Source organism: Streptomyces sp. SS7 (assembly GCF_037993025.1).
Taxonomy (GTDB): domain Bacteria; phylum Actinomycetota; class Actinomycetes; order Streptomycetales; family Streptomycetaceae; genus Streptomyces.
In genome coordinates this window covers 6,653,624-6,672,895 of sequence record NZ_CP141223.1, presented here as the reverse complement: position 1 = coordinate 6,672,895, position 19,272 = coordinate 6,653,624, and the positions used below count along the sequence as shown (strand labels likewise).

14 protein-coding genes and 1 pseudogene are annotated in these 19,272 nt (G+C 70.8%); 8 read left to right on the top strand and 7 right to left on the bottom strand.

The genetic code is table 11. The annotated features are described in order from the left end of the window. Positions 1 to 22: 22 nt before the first annotated feature. Positions 23 to 1,585 carry an MFS transporter gene (locus U5640_RS30730; protein WP_340379777.1) on the top strand — a complete coding sequence of 521 codons (1,563 nt, stop codon included), beginning with the start codon at positions 23 to 25 and terminating at the stop codon, positions 1,583 to 1,585. A 57-nt stretch (positions 1,586 to 1,642) separates the two neighbouring features. Here U5640_RS30730 and U5640_RS30725 read toward each other — a convergent pair whose 3' ends face one another. Next, positions 1,643 to 2,386: a DUF6215 domain-containing protein gene (locus tag U5640_RS30725; protein ID WP_340379775.1), complete on the bottom strand. Its 744-nt coding sequence runs from the start codon at positions 2,384 to 2,386 to the stop codon at positions 1,643 to 1,645. A gap of 160 nt (positions 2,387 to 2,546) precedes the next feature. Continuing rightward, positions 2,547 to 4,193: a M4 family metallopeptidase gene (locus tag U5640_RS30720; RefSeq protein ID WP_340379773.1), complete on the bottom strand. Its 1,647-nt coding sequence runs from the start codon at positions 4,191 to 4,193 to the stop codon at positions 2,547 to 2,549. Positions 4,194 to 4,425: 232 nt separating this feature from the next. Here U5640_RS30720 and U5640_RS30715 point away from each other — a divergent pair, with 232 nt between their 5' ends. The 3 genes from U5640_RS30715 (at position 4,426) to U5640_RS30705 (ending at position 6,457) form a co-directional block, all read left to right on the top strand. Continuing rightward, entirely contained in the window at positions 4,426 to 4,860 is a 435-nt protein-coding gene (locus U5640_RS30715; protein ID WP_340379771.1) for a gamma-glutamylcyclotransferase family protein, read from the top strand. 244 nt (positions 4,861 to 5,104) lie between these two features. Then, complete coding sequence (locus U5640_RS30710; RefSeq protein WP_340379769.1) at positions 5,105 to 5,638, top strand: hypothetical protein; 534 nt, start codon at positions 5,105 to 5,107, stop codon at positions 5,636 to 5,638. Positions 5,639 to 5,758: 120 nt separating this feature from the next. Then, a complete protein-coding gene (locus U5640_RS30705) occupies positions 5,759 to 6,457 on the top strand; it encodes a class F sortase (protein WP_340379767.1) in 699 nt (232 codons plus the stop codon). 9 nt (positions 6,458 to 6,466) lie between these two features. On the opposite strand, the pseudogene U5640_RS30700 reads toward U5640_RS30705, so the two are convergent. After that, a pseudogene (locus U5640_RS30700) lies at positions 6,467 to 7,280 on the bottom strand (sulfite exporter TauE/SafE family protein); the annotation flags it as partial. A gap of 150 nt (positions 7,281 to 7,430) precedes the next feature. Here U5640_RS30700 and U5640_RS30695 point away from each other — a divergent pair. The 4 genes from U5640_RS30695 (at position 7,431) to U5640_RS30680 (ending at position 12,027) form a co-directional block, all read left to right on the top strand. Next, positions 7,431 to 8,645, top strand: a complete 1,215-nt coding sequence (locus U5640_RS30695; protein ID WP_340379765.1) for an FAD-dependent oxidoreductase — start codon at positions 7,431 to 7,433, stop codon at positions 8,643 to 8,645. Continuing rightward, complete coding sequence (gene nirB / locus U5640_RS30690; RefSeq protein ID WP_340379763.1) at positions 8,645 to 11,248, top strand: nitrite reductase large subunit NirB; 2,604 nt, start codon at positions 8,645 to 8,647, stop codon at positions 11,246 to 11,248. The genes U5640_RS30695 and nirB overlap by 1 nt, the downstream gene beginning before the upstream one ends. Next, entirely contained in the window at positions 11,245 to 11,598 is a 354-nt protein-coding gene (nirD, locus tag U5640_RS30685; protein WP_340379761.1) for a nitrite reductase small subunit NirD, read from the top strand. Before nirB ends, nirD begins: the two co-directional genes overlap by 4 nt. A 201-nt stretch (positions 11,599 to 11,799) precedes the next feature. Then, positions 11,800 to 12,027 (top strand): hypothetical protein, encoded by a 228-nt coding sequence (locus U5640_RS30680; protein WP_340379759.1) that lies wholly within the window; start codon positions 11,800 to 11,802, stop codon positions 12,025 to 12,027. A 347-nt stretch (positions 12,028 to 12,374) separates the two neighbouring features. On the opposite strand, the gene U5640_RS30675 is transcribed toward U5640_RS30680, so the two are convergent. The 4 genes from U5640_RS30675 to ppdK all read right to left on the bottom strand — a co-directional run bounded on the left by U5640_RS30675 (position 12,375) and on the right by ppdK (position 18,856). Next, complete coding sequence (locus tag U5640_RS30675) at positions 12,375 to 14,666, bottom strand: FtsX-like permease family protein (RefSeq protein ID WP_340379757.1); 2,292 nt, start codon at positions 14,664 to 14,666, stop codon at positions 12,375 to 12,377. After that, entirely contained in the window at positions 14,663 to 15,361 is a 699-nt protein-coding gene (locus U5640_RS30670; protein WP_340379756.1) for an ABC transporter ATP-binding protein, read from the bottom strand. Before U5640_RS30670 ends, U5640_RS30675 begins: the two co-directional genes overlap by 4 nt. Positions 15,362 to 15,413: 52 nt before the next feature. Continuing rightward, positions 15,414 to 15,887 (bottom strand): hypothetical protein, encoded by a 474-nt coding sequence (locus tag U5640_RS30665; protein ID WP_340379753.1) that lies wholly within the window; start codon positions 15,885 to 15,887, stop codon positions 15,414 to 15,416. A 275-nt stretch (positions 15,888 to 16,162) separates the two neighbouring features. Beyond that, positions 16,163 to 18,856, bottom strand: coding sequence for a pyruvate, phosphate dikinase (gene ppdK, locus U5640_RS30660; RefSeq protein WP_340379752.1), 2,694 nt, complete (start codon positions 18,854 to 18,856; stop codon positions 16,163 to 16,165). Positions 18,857 to 19,272: the final 416 nt, after the last annotated feature.

Below are 19,272 nucleotides of genomic sequence, written 5' to 3'. Positions count from 1 at the left end.
GACGGGAAGGGACCCGACCTCCATGGAAAGCCGCACTCCACGCCGCTGGTGGATCCTCGTGGTGCTGTGTCTGAGCACGCTGGTCCTGACGATCGACAGCATGGCCCTGACCGTCGCGGTGCCCTCGATGACCGAGGATCTAGGGGCGAGCGCCCAGGACACCCAGTGGATCCTCGACTCCTACATCCTGGTCTTCGCGGGCCTCCTGCTCACCTCGGGCAGCCTCGGCGACCGCTTCGGCCGCCGGCGGGTGATGCTGATCGGCCTGGTGCTCTTCGGCGCCGCCTCCCTCGCGGCGACGGTCTGCACCAGCCCCGGCGAGGTGATCGCCGTCCGCACCGCGATGGGCGTGGGCGGCGCACTGATCATGCCGTCCACCCTCTCCATCCTCATCACGGTCTTCGACGAGGAGGAGCGCGGGAAGGCCATGGCGGTCTGGGGCTCGGTGTCGATGCTCGGCCTGGTCGGCAGTCCGGTGCTGGGCGGCGTCCTGATCGACCACTTCTCCTGGCACTCGATCTTCTTCCTGAACGTCCCCGTAGTCGCCCTGGCCCTCGTCGCCGGTGTCCTCCTGATGCCGGAGTCGCGCGCGCCCTGGCAGCAGCCGGACCCGCTGGGCGCCGTGCTGTCGGCGGTCGGCATGACCGCGCTCGTCTGGTGGATCATCGAGATCCCGCAGCACGGGGCCTTCGGCGGCCGCTCGGCCCTCTCCCTCGCGGTGGCCGTCCTCGCGCTGACCGGCTTCGTGGTCTGGGAGAACGTCACCGAGACGCCCATGGTCCCGCTGGTCCTGTTCAAACACCGTGACTTCAGCGGCGGTTCGCTGTCCCTGGCACTCGTCCAGATCGGCAACGGCGGCCTGCTGCTGGTCCTCACCCAGTACCTGCAGTTCGTCCTCGGCCGCTCCCCCGTCGAGGCGGGCCTGGCCTTCCTGCCGCTCGCCGTCGCCGCGCTGGCCGGCAACGCCCTCGGCGTGAAGCTGGCGGCGCGGACCGGCAACCGGCGCGTCGTCGTCGCCGGGCTGCTGGTCATGGCCGCCTGCTTCGCCCTGCTGACCACGGTCGACGCCGGCTCCGGATTCACCGTCCCCGCCGTCGCCCTGGGCCTGCTCGGCTTCGGCGCGGGCATGGCGATGCCGGCCGCGGTGAGCGCGCTGATGGGCACCATCCCCGAGGACAAGGCGGGCGTCGGCTCGGCCCTGAACGACACCGTCCAGCAGGCCGGCACCGCCCTCGGGATCGCGATCCTCGGCTCCCTCCTCGCCGGCGGCTACACCGAGCGGATGCCGGCCGACGCCCCCGAGGCCGCCCGCCGCTCGATCGCCGGTGCCCTGGCGAGCGCGCCCGGCGACCCGGAACTGGTCCACGCGGCCCGCGAGGCGTTCACCGCGTCGATGACCACGACCTTCACGGTCGGCGCGATCGGCACCCTGGCGGCGGCGGTCCTGGCGGCGCTGGTCATGCGCAACCCCGGACGGGCGCCGCAGCCGGCCCCCGCCCCACTGGAAGCCGACCCGCGAGATGCCGCCCCGCAGCAGGCCGCCCCGCAGGAGTCCTCCCCGCAGGAGCGGGAGACGGTGGTCTGAGCCCCGCCACCGCCGACGGCGGCCGGCACCCCGCACGGGGTGCCGGCCGCCGGTGCGTCAGGAGCCGGAACCGCCCCACCCCGGCAGGGTCGGCAGGATGCGCGCGGCGAGCCGCAGGAGCACCGCGTCGTCCGGACGCGCGGAGTCCTGGCGCCACAGGGCGATGTCGTAGGAGCCGCCGCCGTCCTTCGGGTCCCGGGCGACGACGAGCCGGCGGGTGGGATGGCTGGGGGCACTGGCGGCCCGGTCCTCGGGGGGACGGATGCCCCAGAAGTAGGCGTACGTCCGGTCCGAGTACAGCACCGCCGGGCGCCCGAGGAAGGTCCGCTCGCGCGCGTCGCCGCCCAGCAGGTCGGCCATGTCCTCGACCGCGAAGTGGTCGAAGGACGCCGAGAGTTCGACGGAGTACGTGCGCAGCGTGACGTTCATCTCCGGCACCGGGACGTCACTGCCGCCCAGGGTGACGGAGTCGTCGTCACCGCCGTACGACAGCGCCCGCTCCCCCGGGGTGCCGAGCAGGGCGGCCAGGTCGGGGCGGTTCAGCGCCTGGCAGAGCTGGTTGGCGGAGACGTACTTCACCCCCGCCCGCACCATCGTCGGCACCCCGGTGGGTGCCGACGACGAGCAGGAGATCGGCCCGACGGGCGCCGCCGCGGCGGCGTCCTCCCGTGCGACGTGGTCCTTCTGGGCCTTCCACAGGCCCCCCGCCAGCGCCGCCACCACCACGAACGCCGAGATGACCTGCACCCATGCGTTCGGCCCCCGCCCGGTCGCCGTGACTCTCCCGGCTTCCTCGGTCATGCCTTGTTACCCCCGGTTCCCCCTGGTCGCGCCGGTCGTGCGCGCAGGGAGCCTAACCGGATGTGCGGTGTGCGGGAAAGCGAGTAGTTTTCACGCCCCCTTCACCTGGCGCACTCGTCTCCCGCACACCGTGCAGGACCGAACGGCCCTGCGGCCGGGATCAGTTCACGTTCACCGCGGTCCACGCGGCGGCGACCGCGTTGTACTCCGCGCTGCCGGAGCCGTAGAGGTCACGGGCGGCGTTGAGGGTCGCCGTCCGGGCGCCCGCGTACTTCGTGGACGACGTCATGTAGACCGTCAGCGCCCGGTACCAGATGGCGCCCAGCTTGTCCCGGCCGATCCCGGTGACCGTGGAGCCGTTGTACGTCGGGGAGTTGTAGGTGACGCCGTTGATGGTCTTGGAGCCGCTGCCCTCCGCCAGCAGATAGGCGAAGTGGTTGGCGACACCCGAGGAGTAGTGGACGTCGAGGTTGCCGACCGAGCTGCTCCAGTAGTCGGCGGAGCTGCCGTCCTTGCTGGGCTTGTCCATGTACCGCAGGGCGTCCCGGCCGAAGCCGGAGCGGACGATCTTCTCGCCGATCAGGTAGTCGCCGGTGTCGGAGGCGTTGTTGGCGTAGAACTCGACCAGGCTGCCGAAGATGTCCGAGGTGGCCTCGTTCAGACCGCCGGACTCGCCCGAGTAGGTCAGGTTGGCGGACTTCGAGGTCACGCCGTGGGACATCTCGTGCCCCGCCACGTCCAGCCCCACCAGCGGACCGAGCTGGGTGCCGTCGCCGTCGCCGTAGGTCATGCAGAAGCAGCTGTCGTCCCAGAAGGCGTTGTTGTAACTGTTGCCGTAGTGGACGCGGTTGTAGGAGCCCTTGCCGTCGTTGCCGATGCCGTTGCGGCCGTGCACGTTCTTGTAGTAGTCCCAGGTCACGTTGGTGCCGTACTGCGCGTCGACCGCGGCCGTGGAGCGGTCGGAGGAGGCGCCCGCGCCCCAGTGGTTGTCGGTGTCGGTGAACAGCGTCGCGGGCGCGCGGCTGATGCAGATGCCGAAGATGCACAGGTCGGTCTTGTTCGCCGCGTCACCGGTGTACGTGTTCCCGCGGTTGGGGTCCTTGAGCTGGTACGTCGATCCCGAGAGCGTCGTCTCCAGCGGCACCGTGCCGCCGTAGAGGGACTTGCCGTCGCCGGTCACCGTCTCGATGGAGTCCCAGGCGTCGATCTGGGCGCCGGTGCGCGCGTCGGTCAGCACCGTGCGGGCGACCGGGTTGCCGAGGGAGTCCAGTCCGACGGCGTCGGTGCGCCAGGCGAGCTTCGGGGTGCCGTGCAGGGCGTCGACGACCAGCTGCGGCTTGGCCCTGACCTGCTTGAGGGTCTTGCCGAGGCCGGCCGCGCGCAGGGCGTTCACGGCGGCGTCGGCGGCCCTGGGCGCGGAGACCTCGGGGGTGATGGTGGGCAGCGAGATCGCCGCCCGGGTCGCCCGGTTCGCGCTGCGGTAGGTGCCGTCGGGCGCCAGGTGGACGACGAAGTCGCCGCCGAGAACGGGGAGTTCGCGGTAGGTCCGGTCGTAGCGGACGTGCTGGGCGCCGTCCTTGTCGATGACGACGTCCCGGACGGCGGTGTCCTGGGGGCTGGTCAGCCCCAGGCTCGCGGCGTGCTCGACGAGGGCGGCCGCGGCATGGTCGAGCGCGGTGGCGCGGGTGGGTCTGCCGGCCGCGTCGGCGGCCGGGGAGAGTACGGCGGCCAGCAGGGTCGCCGTGGTGACGGCGATGCCGGCGGTGGCGAGACGGGAACCTCGGACGTGCTGCCGTATCCGACTCATCAGTCTGCTCGGTCTCCTCGGAAGGGCGCCGTGGGGGCGCGTGTGGGGGTGGCGCAGAGGTCGTGCCTGAGGTCGTGCCTGAGGTCGTGCCTGAGAGCGGTGCCTGATGCCGTCCTGAGATTTAAGAGGGCATGACAAGTCATGTCCAGAGTGCCTGCGCCCCCGGAACCGCGCGGGGGCGTTGAAAGGGAGGCACTCCCGGCAGGCACCCGCCCGGGAGAGAATCGTCCCCGTGAGCGACCCGACCACCCCGCCCCGGCCCCACCTGCCGTTCTTCGTCTACGGCACCCTGCGCCCCGGCGAGGTCAACCACGGCCTCTTCCTGCGCGGCCGCACCCTGCGCGAGGAACCGGCCCGGCTGACGGACGCCGTGCTCTACGACGGCCCCGGCTACCCCTACGCCGTCGACGAACCCGGCGGGACCGTCACGGGCGACCTCGTGACCGCCCGCCCCGGGGCCTACCGGCGGCTGCTCGCCGAACTGGACCGGCTGGAGGAGTACACGCCGGGCGATCCGCGCAGCCTGTACGAGCGGGTGGTCCGCGAGGTGAGGACGGAGGCGGGCCCGGTGCGGGCCTGGGTCTATCTGGCGGCCCCCGCGGTGGCCGCCCGGCTGCGCGCACGGGGCGAGCGTCTGACGGGCGGCGACTGGTCGGCCCGCCGCTGACCGCTCACGGTCACCCGTTCACACCCCCTGGCGGCACCTTTTCCACCGCCCTTTCCCTGCCCTGCGGACCCACCCCGGTGACCTGCCGAAACGGCCACCCGCACCCCTCGGTCCCGGCGCGCCCCGACACCCGTTCACCCCATTCCTGACAGCCCTTCGGGGAGCGCGGGCGCCCTGCGGGGACTTACCTCGAAAGGGCAGGGACCCGAAGGGACACGATCCGAGGCGCCGCGAGGGAGCACCGATGCGACCTACCACCCGTCTGCTCACCGGCACCGCGCTCGCCGTCGCCGTCGCCGTCGCGGGCGGGATCGCCGTCCCGGCGAACGGGGCGCGCGAGGCGGTCCCGGACCTGGAGATCCGCCCCGTCGGGGTCGTCCCCGGCAACCCGGTCATGGTGCGCACCTCCGCGTGCGGCACGGACGGCACGGCGGCGGGCGACGCGGGCGCGGTGGGCGCCGGCCGGTTCACCCTCGTGCCGGGCGGGCAGCGGGACGGGGCGAGCGGAGGGTTCCGGGTGCCGCCGAGCGCGCAGCCGGGGACGTACGAGATCGTCGCGCAGTGCGCGCGGGGCGGCCCGCGGCTCACCGGGGACCTGGTGGTGGCGCTGGCCTCGGCGCGGCGACCGGTGGCCCCGCGCGGAAGTGTGAGGACGGGGGTCGGCGGCGCACTCGGCCCCGACCCCGTGCAGACCGCGGCCGGCGTGGCGGCACTCGCCGTCGCCGCCGCGGGCGGTACCTGGCTCCTGCATCGCCGGGCGAGAGGCGACGGGACCTGACGGACACCCTCCGCTGTCCGTCCACCGGTACCGCATGTCCCTCCCCCTCCGGGCCCGACGCCCCTCGCGGCCCGGAGGGGGGTACGGGGCGCCCCGTAGACAGAGAGGTCGGGAATCCGCATGCCCAGGGTCGGCAACACCCTCATAGCCGCCGTCACCGTGGCCTCCCTGTGCGCGGGCACCTGGCTGCTGCACCACGGCACCGAGACCCACGCCCCGCCCCAGCCGACGGCCGCCCAGGCGCACTCGGGCGACGACACGGGCACGGGCACGGGCACGGGTACCAGCAGCGGCCGTAGCGGCACCGGCACCGGCACCGGCACCGGCAGGAGTACGGCGATACGTTCCGCCCCGGCGCTTCCGCCGTCCCCGCCCGCCCGGATCCGTATCCCCGCCCTCCGGGTCGACGCCCCGCTGATCGGCCTGTCCCTCACCCCGGCGGGAAGCCTCGCCGCCCCGCCCGCCGACCGCGTGAACCTGGCCGGCTGGTACGAGGCCGGGACGACCCCCGGCGAACGGGGCACCGCGATCGTCGCGGGCCACGTCGACAACGCCGACGGCCCCGCCGTCTTCTACGACCTCGGCGCCCTGCGCAAGCACAGCACCGTCGAGGTAATCCGCCGCGACGGCACGGTCGCCGTCTTCACCGTGGACGCGGTGGAGGCCTACGACGCCCGCCGCTTCCCCGACGCCAGGGTCTACGGCGCCGCCGCCCGCCCCGAACTCCGGATCATCACCTGCGGCGGCGCCTACGCGAGGACCACCGGCTACCAGGGCAACGTGGTCGTCTTCGCCCACCTCACCGGCAGCCGCGGCTAGCCGAGGTCGGGCCACCCACTGCTGCCGGGCGAGATTCCCCACCAGCGCGAACACCACTGTCAGCAGCACCACCCGCACGAACCCGCTGCCCTTCTTCAGGGCCGTGCGGGCGCCCAGGGTGCCGCCCGCGAGGTTGAAGACGGCCATCAGGGCGGCCAGTTGCCGCAGCGCGCTGCCCTGCCAGGCGAAGGTGGCGAGGGCGCCCGCGTTGGTACAGCAGTTGACGATCTTCGCGGTGGCCGAGGCGGTGACCAGATCGAGGTGCAGGGTCGCGGTGAGGGCGAGCACCAGGAACGTACCGGTGCCGGGGCCGATCAGACCGTCGTAGAAGCCGATGCCGAGGCCCGCGAGGCCGATCGCGGCGAGGACCTGGCGGCGGGGTGGCGGGCCCGGTGGCCGGGGCGGTGCCGAAGGCGGGGCGCAGGATCGCGAACGCGGCCACCAGCAACAGCACCACCATGATCAGCGGCTTCGGCACCTCCGTGCTCATCCCGGCCGCGAAGAACGCCCCCGCCGAGGACCCCGCGAGCGCCGCGAGACCGATCCGTACGGCGGTGCGCACATCCACCGGCGCCCTGCGGGCGTAGTCCCCCACTGCCTGAAGGGCGTGGGAGGTGCCCCCATCCGCCGCGCCGGAGGTGCCGACGATCGCCACCGCCTTGTTGGTGCCGAGCGCGGAAGCGGCCGGGGTCCCGGCGGACAGGCCGAGCAGCAGCACCGGCAGGAGCAGCAGCCCTCCCCCGCCCACCACCGCGTCGATCCAGCCGGCCGCGAGCGCGGCGAGGCAGAGGAGGGCGACCACGGCGAGGGGTATGTCGGGCATGGTCAGGACCCTGACGGCCCGGATGAATGCGCAGGCCACGCACCCCTCGGGAACCCTCACACCCCCGCCCCTCCCCCGCTGAGGGCAGCGTTCCTCGCGGGAAACAACCGTGATGCGACCGGGTAACCTCCGCACCGCACGCTCATGGGCATGACCTCGAATTCGCGTGTGGTGGTGATCGGCGCCGGCCTCGCGGGCGTCCGACTCGTCCGCCGGCTCGGTGAGCTGGGCGTGCCCGCGCTGCTCGTCGGCGACGAGGAGCACCGCCCGTACAACCGGGTCCTGCTCGCCGAGGTGCTGGCCGGCCGGTACGCCCCCGAGGTGATCGCGCTGCCCGCGCCCGCCGGAGTGCTCCGGGCCAAGGTCACCGGCATCGACCGCACCCGGCGCACCCTCACCTGCGCGGACGGCTCGGAGATCGCATACGACACGCTGGTCCTCGCCACCGGCTCCAACCCCGTACTGCCGCCCCTGCGCGGCCTGTTCACTCCGGACCACGTGCTGCCGGAGGGCGTCCACGCGTTCCGCACCCTGGACGACTGCCTGGGGCTGTCGAAGGCCGTACGGCCGGGCGTGCGGGCGGTCGTCATCGGCGGCGGACTCCTCGGGGTGTCCGCGGCCCGGGCCCTCGCCACGCGCGGCGCCCAGGTCGTCCTCGCCCAGCAGTCCGAGCGACTGATGGAGCGTCAGCTCGACCCGGCCGCCTCGCGGCTGGTGCGCCGGCACCTCGCCGACCTCGGCGTCGAGGTGCACACCGAGTGCCGGGTCCGCGACGTGCGCTGCGTCGGCGGCGCGGTCCGCTCCGTGGAGATGTCCGACGGCTACGCGCTCGACGCCGACCTGGTGGTGCTGGCCTGCGGGGTCTCCCCGCGCGCCGGGCTCGCCAAGGAGGCGGGACTCGCCGTCCACAAGGGCATCCTCGTCGACGACGCGCTGCGCACCTCCGACCCGCACATCCGCGCGATCGGGGACTGCGCCCAGCACGACGGGACCGTGTACGGCCTCGCCGCCCCGGCGCTCGAACAGGCCGACATCCTCGCCGAGTCGCTCGCCGGCGACCCGGCCGCCCGCTACACCGGCACCCGCGCCCTCACCCGGCTCACCCTCTCGGGGAACGGCGTCCTCGACCTCGCCGCGTTCGGCGAGACCGAGCCGCGCCCCGGCGACGACGTCGTCCAGCTCGCCGACGCCACCCGCGGGACCTACCGCAAGGTCGTCGTCCGCGACGACCGCCTGGTCGGCGGGGTCCTCGTCGGCGAACTCGGCACCGTCGGCGCGCTGGCACGCGCCTGGGAGGGAGCAGAGCCGCTCCCCTCCGACGGCGGCCCCCTGCTCCACCTGCTCACCAACGACGGAGGCTTCTGATGACCGCCACCCCGGAGGCCACGGAGGCCACCCCCACGATCGTGCTCGTCGGCCACGGCATGGTCGGCCAGCGCTTCCTCGAGGCGCTCGCCGAGCGCGGCCTGACCGCCACGCACCGCGTGGTCGTGCTCTGCGAGGAGCCCCGCCCCGCGTACGACCGCGTGGCGCTCACCTCGTACTTCTCGGGCAGGACCGCCGAGGACCTCTCCCTGACCGACATGGAGTTCATCGCGGCCCACGGCATCGAGCTGTACGTCGGCGACCCGGCCGTCACGGTCGACCGCGCGGCCCGGACGGTGACCGCGCAGTCCGGTCAGGTCTTCGCCTACGACACCCTCGTCCTCGCCACCGGCTCCTTCCCCTTCGTGCCGCCGGTCCCGAACAAGGACGCCCAAGGCTGCTTCGTCTACCGCACCATCGAGGACCTCCTCGCGATCGAGGAGTACGCGAAGACCGCGACGACGGGTGCCGTGGTCGGCGGCGGTCTGCTCGGCCTGGAGGCGGCCGGCGCCCTCAAGGGCCTCGGACTCACCTCCCACATCGTGGAGTTCGCGCCCCGGCTGATGCCCGTCCAGGTCGACGAGGGCGGCGGCGCGGCCCTGCTGCGCACCATCGAGGAGATGGGCCTGAGCGTCCACACGGGCGTGGGCACCCAGGAGATCGTGGTCGACGAGACCGGTGCCGTCACCGGGATGAAGCTGTCCGACGGCTCCGAACTCGCCACCGACCTGGTGGTGTTCAGCGCCGGCGTCCGGCCGCGGGACCACCTCGCCCGGGACTGCGGCCTCACCGTCGGCGAGCGCGGCGGCATCGCGGTCGACGAGCAGTGCCGTACGGCGAACGACCCGCACGTCTTCGCCATCGGCGAGTGCGCGCTGGCGGCGGACGGCCGGGTCTACGGCCTGGTCGCCCCCGGCTACGAGCAGGCCGAGACGGCCGCGGCGACCATCGCCGCCGACGAGGCCGCCTTCACCGGCGCCGACCTGTCCACCAAGCTGAAGCTGCTCGGCGTGGACGTGGCGTCCTTCGGCGACGCGCACGGCACCACCGCCGACTGCCTCGACGTCGTCTACTCCGACTCCCGCGCGGGCCTGTACAAGAAGCTGGTCATCGGCCGGGACGGCACCCTGCTCGGCGGCATCCTGGTCGGCGACGCCGAGGCGTACGGCACGCTGAAGGCCTTCACCGGGTCCGTCCCGCCGGTCTCCCCCGAGTCGCTGGTCCTGCCGGCCGGCGCGAGCGGCGGCGCCCAGCTCGGCCCGTCCGCCCTCCCCGACGACGCGATCATCTGCTCCTGCCACAACGTCAGCAAGGGCGCGATCCGCGGCGCGGTGACCGAGCACTCCTGCACCACCGTGCCCGAGGTCAAGAAGTGCACCAAGGCCGGTACGGGCTGCGGCAGTTGTGTCAAGGTCCTCGGCCAGCTGGTCACCGCCGAACTGGAGGCGTCCGGCGTCGAGGTCGACAAGGGCCTGTGCGGCTGCTTCTCCCAGACCCGCGAGGAGCTGTACGAGATCGTGCTCGCCCTGCGCATCAACACCTACCAGGGCCTGCTGGACCGGTACGGCCGCGAGGAGGCCCGGGGCGGCGACGGCTGCGAGATCTGCAAGCCGGCCATCGCCTCGATCATCGCCTCGCTGGCCCCCACGATCGGCGCGAGCGGCTATGTCCTGGAGGGCGAGCAGGCGGCGCTCCAGGACAGCAACGACCACTTCCTCGCCAACCTCCAGAAGAACGGCTCGTACTCCGTCGTCCCGCGCATCCCCGGCGGCGAGATCACCCCCGAGGGCCTGATCGTGATCGGCGAGATCGCCCGCGACTTCGGCCTCTACACGAAGATCACCGGCGGTCAGCGGATCGACATGTTCGGCGCTCGCGTCGAACAACTCCCGTTGATCTGGACCCGGTTGGTGGACGCCGGCTTCGAGTCCGGGCACGCCTACGGAAAGTCGCTGCGGACCGTCAAGTCCTGCGTGGGCCAGACCTGGTGCCGCTACGGCGTCCAGGACTCCGTCCGCATGGCGATCGACCTGGAGCTGCGCTACCGGGGCCTGCGCTCCCCCCACAAGCTCAAGTCCGCGGTCTCGGGCTGCGCCCGCGAGTGCGCCGAGGCCCAGTCGAAGGACTTCGGCGTCATCGCCACCTCCAACGGCTGGAACCTGTACGTCGGCGGCAACGGCGGCGCCACCCCGCGCCACGCGGACCTGCTCGCCCAGGACCTCTCCGACGCCGAGCTGATCCGGCTGATCGACCGCTTCCTGATGTTCTACATCCGCACCGCGGACCGTCTGGAGCGCACCTCCACCTGGCTGGAGCGGATCCCCGGCGGCCTGGACCACGTCCGTGACGTGGTCGTGGAGGACTCGCTCGGCATCTGCGAGGAGTTGGAGTCGCTGATGGCGGACCATGTGGCGCACTACGCGGACGAGTGGGCGACCACCATCAACGACCCCGAGAAGCTTGCCCGGTTCGTGTCCTTCGTCAACGCGCCCGACACCCCCGACCCGGTCGTCGGCTTCGTCCCCGAGCGCGACCAGATCAAGCCCGACCTGCCGCTGCTGACCATCGGCCACCGTCCCCTGGAAGGGAGCGCCCAGCGATGACCCTGGCACCCGAGACGACCGACTTGAAGGTCCAACTCCTGCTCGACGAGGACTGGTTCACCGTCTGCGACCTGACCGCGCTGACCCCCGGCCGCGGCGTGGCCGCGCTGCTGCCCGACGGCCGCCAGGTCGCCCTCTTCCGCGACCGCGCGGGCGAGCTGTACGCCGTCGACAACCGCGACCCGTTCGGCGGCGCGGCGGTCCTCTCCCGCGGCCTGACCGGCACCCACCGGGGCCGCCCGTTCGTCGCCTCACCACTGCTCAAGCAGCGCTTCGACCTGGTGTCCGGGGAGTGCCTGGACGACGAGACGGTACGCATCGCAACGTACGAGGTACGGGCAGCGGGCTGAGCGTGTGACAGGCGGGGGTGACACCGCTCCGGGGGCCTGTCCTCCCCACCGGCGGGGGCGGGGGTGAGCCCCGCCGGCAGGGATGGGCTTCCGGGCGGCGGTGATCCCACTGGCAGGGATAGGCCCCCCGGGCGGCGGCGAGCCCCACGGTGACGGTGAAGCCCCAACGGCGGGCGATGAGCCCCACGGTGACCCGGGTCAGTGCCGACCCGGGTCACCGTCGATCCTTCCGTACGCCATCAGCGCCGCCCGCCCGCGGCCAACTGGAGGGGCTCCCTCAAGCACCTGGAGGAGGACACGGCGAAGGTGGTCAGGGCGGGCAACGCGACCTTCCTGCGCCTGCCGCTAGTGATCGAGGTCCCGGAGTCGGCCGCCGAGTCCGGCAAAGCCCGCATCCGCCTCGATCACGCGTGCCGCAGCCAGCTCTAACAGTTCACCGCCCGGCAACGAGGCAAGGCGTCTGGGGGAACTCCTGCTGCCAGGCACACGCACCCCGGCCCCACCCTCCGAACCAACCCTCCTCCCCCGCCACACACCTCCACCCCCCCGGCCCCACAGCCGAGTGGTTCTACCTGGACACGCCCCCCATGCCGGAGGACTCCCCACACACACCACACCAAGGGGTACGCCCCGGGGTACGCGCGAGGCTGATCCACGCACCGGCCCCAGAGCCCACGCGCCCCTCCGCCCGGAACACCCCTTGGGCCATCAACACCGCAGAGGGACGACACCCCAGGGCTGGGTGCCGTCCCTCTCCTCTCCGCACCTTCCGACTGTCAGTCCCGTCGGATGAGTTCGGGGTCGATACGCCGGCCGACGAGCGGCAACGCACCGATGGCCGCGACCATGACGACACCGACAGCGGACGCCAACAACAACGGCAGCCCGGCACCGTCCCAGAAGACGGCCCCGCCCCCGGTCACCAGGTAACTGGACTCGGCCATCTTCCCTGTCACCACGGCCAGGAGAAGACCGACGCCCAGGGGCAGCACGACCTGCGCGACCTGAACGGCCCGCAGCGTCCGGGGCCGGGCGCCCAGCAGCGCCAGCGCGGTGACCTGAGAACGCCGTTCCACCGCGCGGTCGGTGGCGGCGACCAGATAGGCGGCGACACCGATGACGAGGCCCAGGACCATGCCCACGGCGAGGAGGGTCTTGACGACGGTGATCTGCTGCAGGGAGGTGACGACCACCCCTACCGTTTCGACCTCGATCGTCGGGTCGACCTCCGCGATGCCTTCGAGTACCGAGAGCACTGTTTGCGGGGCGGAAGCGCTGAGGAGAGACAGTTCCGCTTCATCCGGCTGGAACCCGGCAGGAAAGGAGGACGGAGGAAGCAAGACCGTGCCGCTCATGGCCATTTCCACTGCCAAGTCGTCCCGATACTGGACTGTCCTCTGAGGCACCGCGACCGACATGACCTGCAGCTCCCCCTTCGCATTCCGCAGATGGAAGGGAAAGCGACGGCCAGGTTTGCTGGTCTCGTCGTAGGTGGACCCAGGCACCATCAACCGAGCAGGACGCCCCTCGACGCAGTCCTTGAGCAGTGTCGCCACCTTGCGCAACTGATCGCAGCTGGCGATGACAGCACGGATGCTTGGCGAGACCTCCTGCTCGAGATCCGTCCAAGATTGCGTCTGAATCACGTGACTTCGAACGCCCGGCAACCTTGTGAGAGCCGACAGCTTGCCCGCCGGAACGTCCTGCAGTGCCATGCGATAGCGCTGAACCGGCGCCGTGTTCTTCGAAACTTGGTCCAGTTCGATGAGCACGCCTTGCGTGAGCGACGCCGCGAAGACCAGCAGTACCAAGCCCGTGGCAACCCGTAAGGCCCCACCCGGTTCCACCTCGTTGCGTCGCATCGCAAGGCCGAGGGAGAGCGACCTCGTGGAACGGGCCACCCTTCGAGCAAGGGCGCGAGAGAGGACCGGCAGCGACAGCACCAGGCCGGTGCCGACCAGCACGACAGCGAGCGGCATCAGAAACGAGGAGAGCCCGGTGTCCAAGGGCGCGTTGCCCGTCGCGCCGGCCAAGCAGTACCCGATGACGATGCAGAGTCCAGGAACGAGTGGCAGGAGCCCCCACAATCGTGGCGCCTTCTCCACGGCACTGCGACGTACCTCGAGCGGGTTCGCCGCGGCCTTCCTCGCTCCGATCAGGCCCACGAACCAGGCGAGCGTCGGGCACCCGACGAGACAGGCGAGGAGCGTCGATCCGGAGAGGGATCCATCTGCTGGGTACCACCTGAAGCCTGGCAGACCGATCCGCGAAACCATCTGATTGACGACCCAGTAGGCCCCAAGGCCCAGAACAGCCCCGCCCAAGGCGGCCGCGACGGTCTCGGCCGCGTTGACGCGCTGGGTTCCCTTACGACTGACCCCGAGCAGGCGCAACGCTGCCAGTCGTCTCATCCGTGAGGCGGCGGACAAGCGAGCGCATACGGAGAGGAAGACAGCTAGCGGAAGCAGGACGACACCCGCCATGGTGAAGCGCAGGATGTCGAGCGTCGAAGGCTCCACGGTCGGAAAGTCGGTTTCGGAGTGACCGAATTCCGTCAAGTGTCCGCCGTCCTTGAGTAACTGCGGAGTGGCACCAATGTATGCGAAGAGCTCATCGGGATGAGCCAAACCCTCGGCCGAGATGAGCCCGCTTTCCTTCCCCGGCAGGAGCTTGGCTAGCCCAGGGTCACTCTTGAGCACTGCATGAAGGCGAGGGGAAACGAACACCTCGCCAGGGCCGGGAAGTGCAGGCAGACCGGGAGGTGGAGCGATGGGCTTGCCCTCCAACGCCACAAAGATGCGGTTGAGCGGCTCCGAACCGTAAGGGTCCACTCTGGTGAGAGCCAAGCCCTTTCCGCTAGCCGACAGGCACCTACCCATCCCATTCGAGCAGTCAGGCTCACGAGCCGCCTTGCGGGCGTCCTGTGCGGCCAGGATGCCGGGAATCGCGAGCACGACGGCCAGGCAGCACACGCCGATCGCGCTGCCCAATGTCATCAGCAGGAAACGGGCTCGGTTGCCGCGGCCGCTACCGAGCAGCAACCTGAGGCCGAGGAGTAGTTCCTTCATGACGCTTCCCGCACCTGGGCCGCGAGCATGCCGTCACGCATGGTGTAGCGAGTGTCGGCCCGGGCTGCGACCTGCGCGTCATGCGTCACAAGCACCACAGCCGTTCCCTGCGCCCGCGCTAGGGCGAGGAACTCCTCCAGAACGGTAGTGGCATTGGCACTGTCGAGCGAGCCGGTGGGCTCGTCTGCGAACACGACGGCTGGCCTGTGCACCAACGCACGCGCTACCGCTACGCGTTGGCTCTGCCCTCCGGACACCTGGGACGGACGGCGGTCTCGTAGATCCGCCAGCCCTAGCCTGCCCAGTACATCACCGGCCGCAGCGTGGGCTTCGGCTTTACGTTGACCGGCCAACCGAAGCGGTAGCGCAGTGTTCTCCTCGACGGTCAATTCGGGCAGCAGTTCGCCATATTGGAAGACGAAGCCAAATCGTTCGCGGCGAATGGTGCTGAGCTCTTCGTCGTCAAGTGCACCGAGAGAGCGCCCTTCAAAGCAGACCTCGCCGCGAGCCACTGGCAACACACCCGCCAGGCAGTACAGCAGCGAGGACTTGCCGGATCCGCTTTGGCCCGTAATCGCTGCTACTTCCCCCCGCCGCAAGGAGATCTCTGCGTTTCGGACTGCCCGCGTCTCTCCGTAGAAGAGTTCAACTCCCCTGGCAGTCAGGACTTCTGTCGTATTGATCTCGTTCTCCAATCAGGAGCCCGAGCCCAGATTCACCCAGCTGGGCTCGCGACGCCAGACAGACTCAGCCGCGGTCCCAGTTGTGCGAGAGAATCTGCTCCGCTGCACAGTTGTCCGGGCGCAGGCTGCCACGGTCTCGGCATGCCCGGAGCCTCGCATGGCCGGTGTAGCGCTGGGCACCGGCCCAGTTGGACTTGTGGAGTCGAACTGAGCGCCGCTGCTTGCCGTAGTAGCGCACCCAGTCGTGACCTTCGATCCTGACGTCGACGTAGACGTTGTGACCGTCATTGGCCATTGCGTCAGTCAGAAGCCCCGACCACTCGAAGGCGCCGTGATTGACGCCAGGGCGGTTGAACTTGTACCACCCTTGACTGAACGCGATGCCGTCAGATTCGAGCAGTTCGATGCCACCCTTCGACGGCGACGCGAACGCCGTCACCCCCGCACTGAGCACCAGCCCAGCCGCCGCCAAGCCGAGCACTACTTTCTTCATGCCTACCTCCGTGATCGCCAGGGCCCCGAACACGCCGGGGATCACGGACTGTAATGCAATGAAAACAGAGAGAAACGATCTGCCTAGCCCATCACCACCACATCAGGTGATCGAAAACCGGACACCCGAAATACGCCACGCACGGTGGGTCCCCCTCGGCCAGCTCCGCGAGCGTGCCTGGTGAGGACGAGGCTGCCTCGCGGAGGCGTGGGGACAGCCCAAGAGGGCGGCACCCCCGCACAGGGTGCCGCCCTCCTCTTGCGTGCCGGAGCCGCCGCCGATCGGTGCTGAGGGTCGGGGACCGACGGCGGCTCCGGGGCTCAGCGGTGGTCGCTGCCCGCCGACTGGGTGGCCGCGCGGCCCGCTTCCAGGCGGGCGACCGGGATGCGGAAGGGGGAGCAGGAGACGTAGTCGAGGCCCACCTCGTGGAAGAAGTGCACCGACTCGGGGTCGCCGCCGTGCTCGCCGCAGACGCCGAGCTTGAGGTCGGGGCGGGTCGCGCGGCCCGCCGTCGCCGCCGCCCTGACCAGGGAGCCGACGCCGTCCTTGTCGATCGTCTCGAACGGGGACACCCCGAAGATGCCCTTCTCCAGGTATGCCGTGAAGAAGGAGGCCTCCACGTCGTCCCGGCTGAAGCCCCACACCGTCTGGGTGAGGTCGTTGGTGCCGAAGGAGAAGAACTCCGCGGCCTCGGCGATCTGGCCGGCCGTCAGTGCGGCGCGCGGCAGCTCGATCATCGTGCCGATGGACAGCTTCAGGGACACCCCCGTGGCCGCCTCGACCTCGGCGACGACCTGGTCGGCCTCCTCGCGGACGATCTCCAGCTCCTGGACGGTGCCGACGAGCGGGATCATGATCTCGGCGCGTGGGTCGCCCTTGGCGTTCTTGCGCGCGGCGGCCGCCTCGGCGATGGCGCGGACCTGCATGGTGAACAGGCCGGGGATGACCAGGCCGAGCCGTACGCCGCGCAGGCCCAGCATCGGGTTCTGTTCGTGGAGGCGGTGGACGGCCTGGAGCAGGCGCAGCTCGTTCTCGTGCGGCTCCTGGCGGGACTCGGCGAGCGCCACGCGCACCGACAGCTCGGTGATGTCGGGCAGGAACTCGTGCAGCGGCGGGTCGAGGAGGCGGATGGTGACGGGCAGGCCGTCCATCGCCTCGAACAGCTCGACGAAGTCCTTCTTCTGCAACGGCAGGAGCTGTTCCAGGGACTCCTCGCGCTCGGCCTCGGTGTCCGCGAGGATCAGGCGCTCGACCAGCTCACGGCGGTCGCCGAGGAACATGTGCTCGGTGCGGCACAGGCCGATGCCCTGGGCGCCGAAGCGGCGGGCGCGCAGCGCGTCCTCGGCGTTGTCGGCGTTGGCGCGCACGCGCAGTCGGCGCTTGCGGTCGGCGAAGGCCATGATCCGGTGGACGGCCTCGACGAGTTCGTCGGCGTCGTCGGCACCGGCGTGCATGCGGCCCTCGAAGTACTCCACGACGGGGGACGGGACGACCGGGACCTCGCCCAGGTAGACCTTGCCGGAGGAGCCGTCGATGGAGATGACGTCGCCCTCCTCGACCACGTGTCCGCCGGGGACCGTCATCCGGCGGCGCTTGGTGTCGACCTCGAGTTCCTCGGCGCCGCATACACAGGTCTTGCCCATGCCGCGGGCGACGACGGCCGCGTGGGAGGTCTTGCCGCCGCGGGAGGTCAGGATGCCCTCGGCGGCGATCATGCCGTCGAGGTCGTCGGGGTTGGTCTCCCGGCGGACCAGGATGACCTTCTCGCCGGAGCGGGACCACTTCACTGCGGTGTACGAGTCGAAGACGGCCTTGCCGACGGCGGCGCCCGGCGAGGCGGCGATGCCCCGGCCGACCTGCGCGACCTTCGCCTCCTCGTCGAAGCGCGGGAACATCAGCTGGGCGAGCTGGGCGCCCGTGACCCGCTGCAGCGCCTCGGCCTCGTCGATGAGCCCCTGGTCCACCAGCTGGGTGGCGATACGGAAGGCGGCACCGGCGGTGCGCTTGCCGACCCGGGTCTGGAGCATCCACAGCTGGCCGCGCTCGATGGTGAACTCGATGTCGCAGAGGTCCTTGTAGTGGTTCTCCAGCGTCTCCATGATGCCGAGGAGCTGGTCGTAGGACTTCTTGTCGATCCGCTCCAGCTCGGCGAGCGGGACGGTGTTGCGGATGCCCGCGACGACGTCCTCGCCCTGGGCGTTCTGGAGGTAGTCGCCGTAGACGCCCTGGTGGCCGGAGGCGGGGTCGCGGGTGAAGGCGACGCCGGTGCCGGAGTCGGGGCCCAGGTTGCCGAAGACCATGGAACAGACGTTGACCGCCGTGCCGAGGTCGCCGGGGATGCGCTCCTGGCGGCGGTAGAGCTTGGCGCGGTCGCCGTTCCAGGAGTCGAAGACCGCCTTGATGGCGAGGTCCATCTGCTCGCGCGGGTCCTGCGGGAAGTCCCGGCCGGCCTCGGTCCTGACGATCTTCTTGAACTTGGTGACGAGCTTCTTCAGGTCCGCCGCTTCCAGCTCGGTGTCGACGGTGACCTTCTTGGCGGCCTTGGCGCCTTCGAGGGCCTCCTCGAAGAGCTCGCCGTCGACGCCGAGGACCGTCTTGCCGAACATCTGGATGAGGCGGCGGTAGGAGTCCCACGCGAAGCGGTCGTCGCCGGCCTGCCGGGCGAGACCCTGGACCGACTTGTCGGAGAGACCGATGTTGAGGACCGTGTCCATCATCCCGGGCATGGAGAACTTGGCGCCCGAGCGGACCGAGACGAGCAGCGGGTCGTCGGCCTGGCCGAGCTTCTTGCCCATCCGCTCCTCGAGGGCGACGAGGTGCGCACTCACCTCGTCACGCAGTGCCGCCGGCTCCTCGCCGCTCTCCAGGTAGACCTTGCAGGCCTCGGTGGTGATGGTGAAGCCGGGCGGGACGGGGAGGCCCAGGTTGGTCATCTCGGCGAGGTTGGCGCCCTTGCCACCCAGGAGGTCCTTGAGGTCCTTGTTGCCCTCGGTGAAGTCGTAAACGAACTTCACTACGTGGGGTTCTTTGTTTTCCGACACGGGTCTCGACTCCTCGAGGACGCGGTGGCTGCCCTGACGGCGAGGAACATACCCAGATCGAAGGCGCCTGGGTACGTCCACTTGTGCGTCATGCGCCCGTAACCCGTCGTCAGCCAGTGGATCGAAAGTCAAGGCTTGGCAAGCGAAGACCGGCGCATGTTTTCACTTCTTGAATGCGAGGGCGCCCACAGGCGCGGTTTTTCGCTCAGATGAGCAGCCTGCCCGCACGTCTGATTTCGATCGATGAACGATCACAGGGTGGCACCCAGTGCCACCCCTTGAGGAAGTGCATTCGATCCATGATCCGCTCATCTGAGCATTTCCCCCCTCAAGGGTGGCGAGAATCACGCCGTCGCGGCGGCTCGGATTCCATCATCCGGACGCACCGC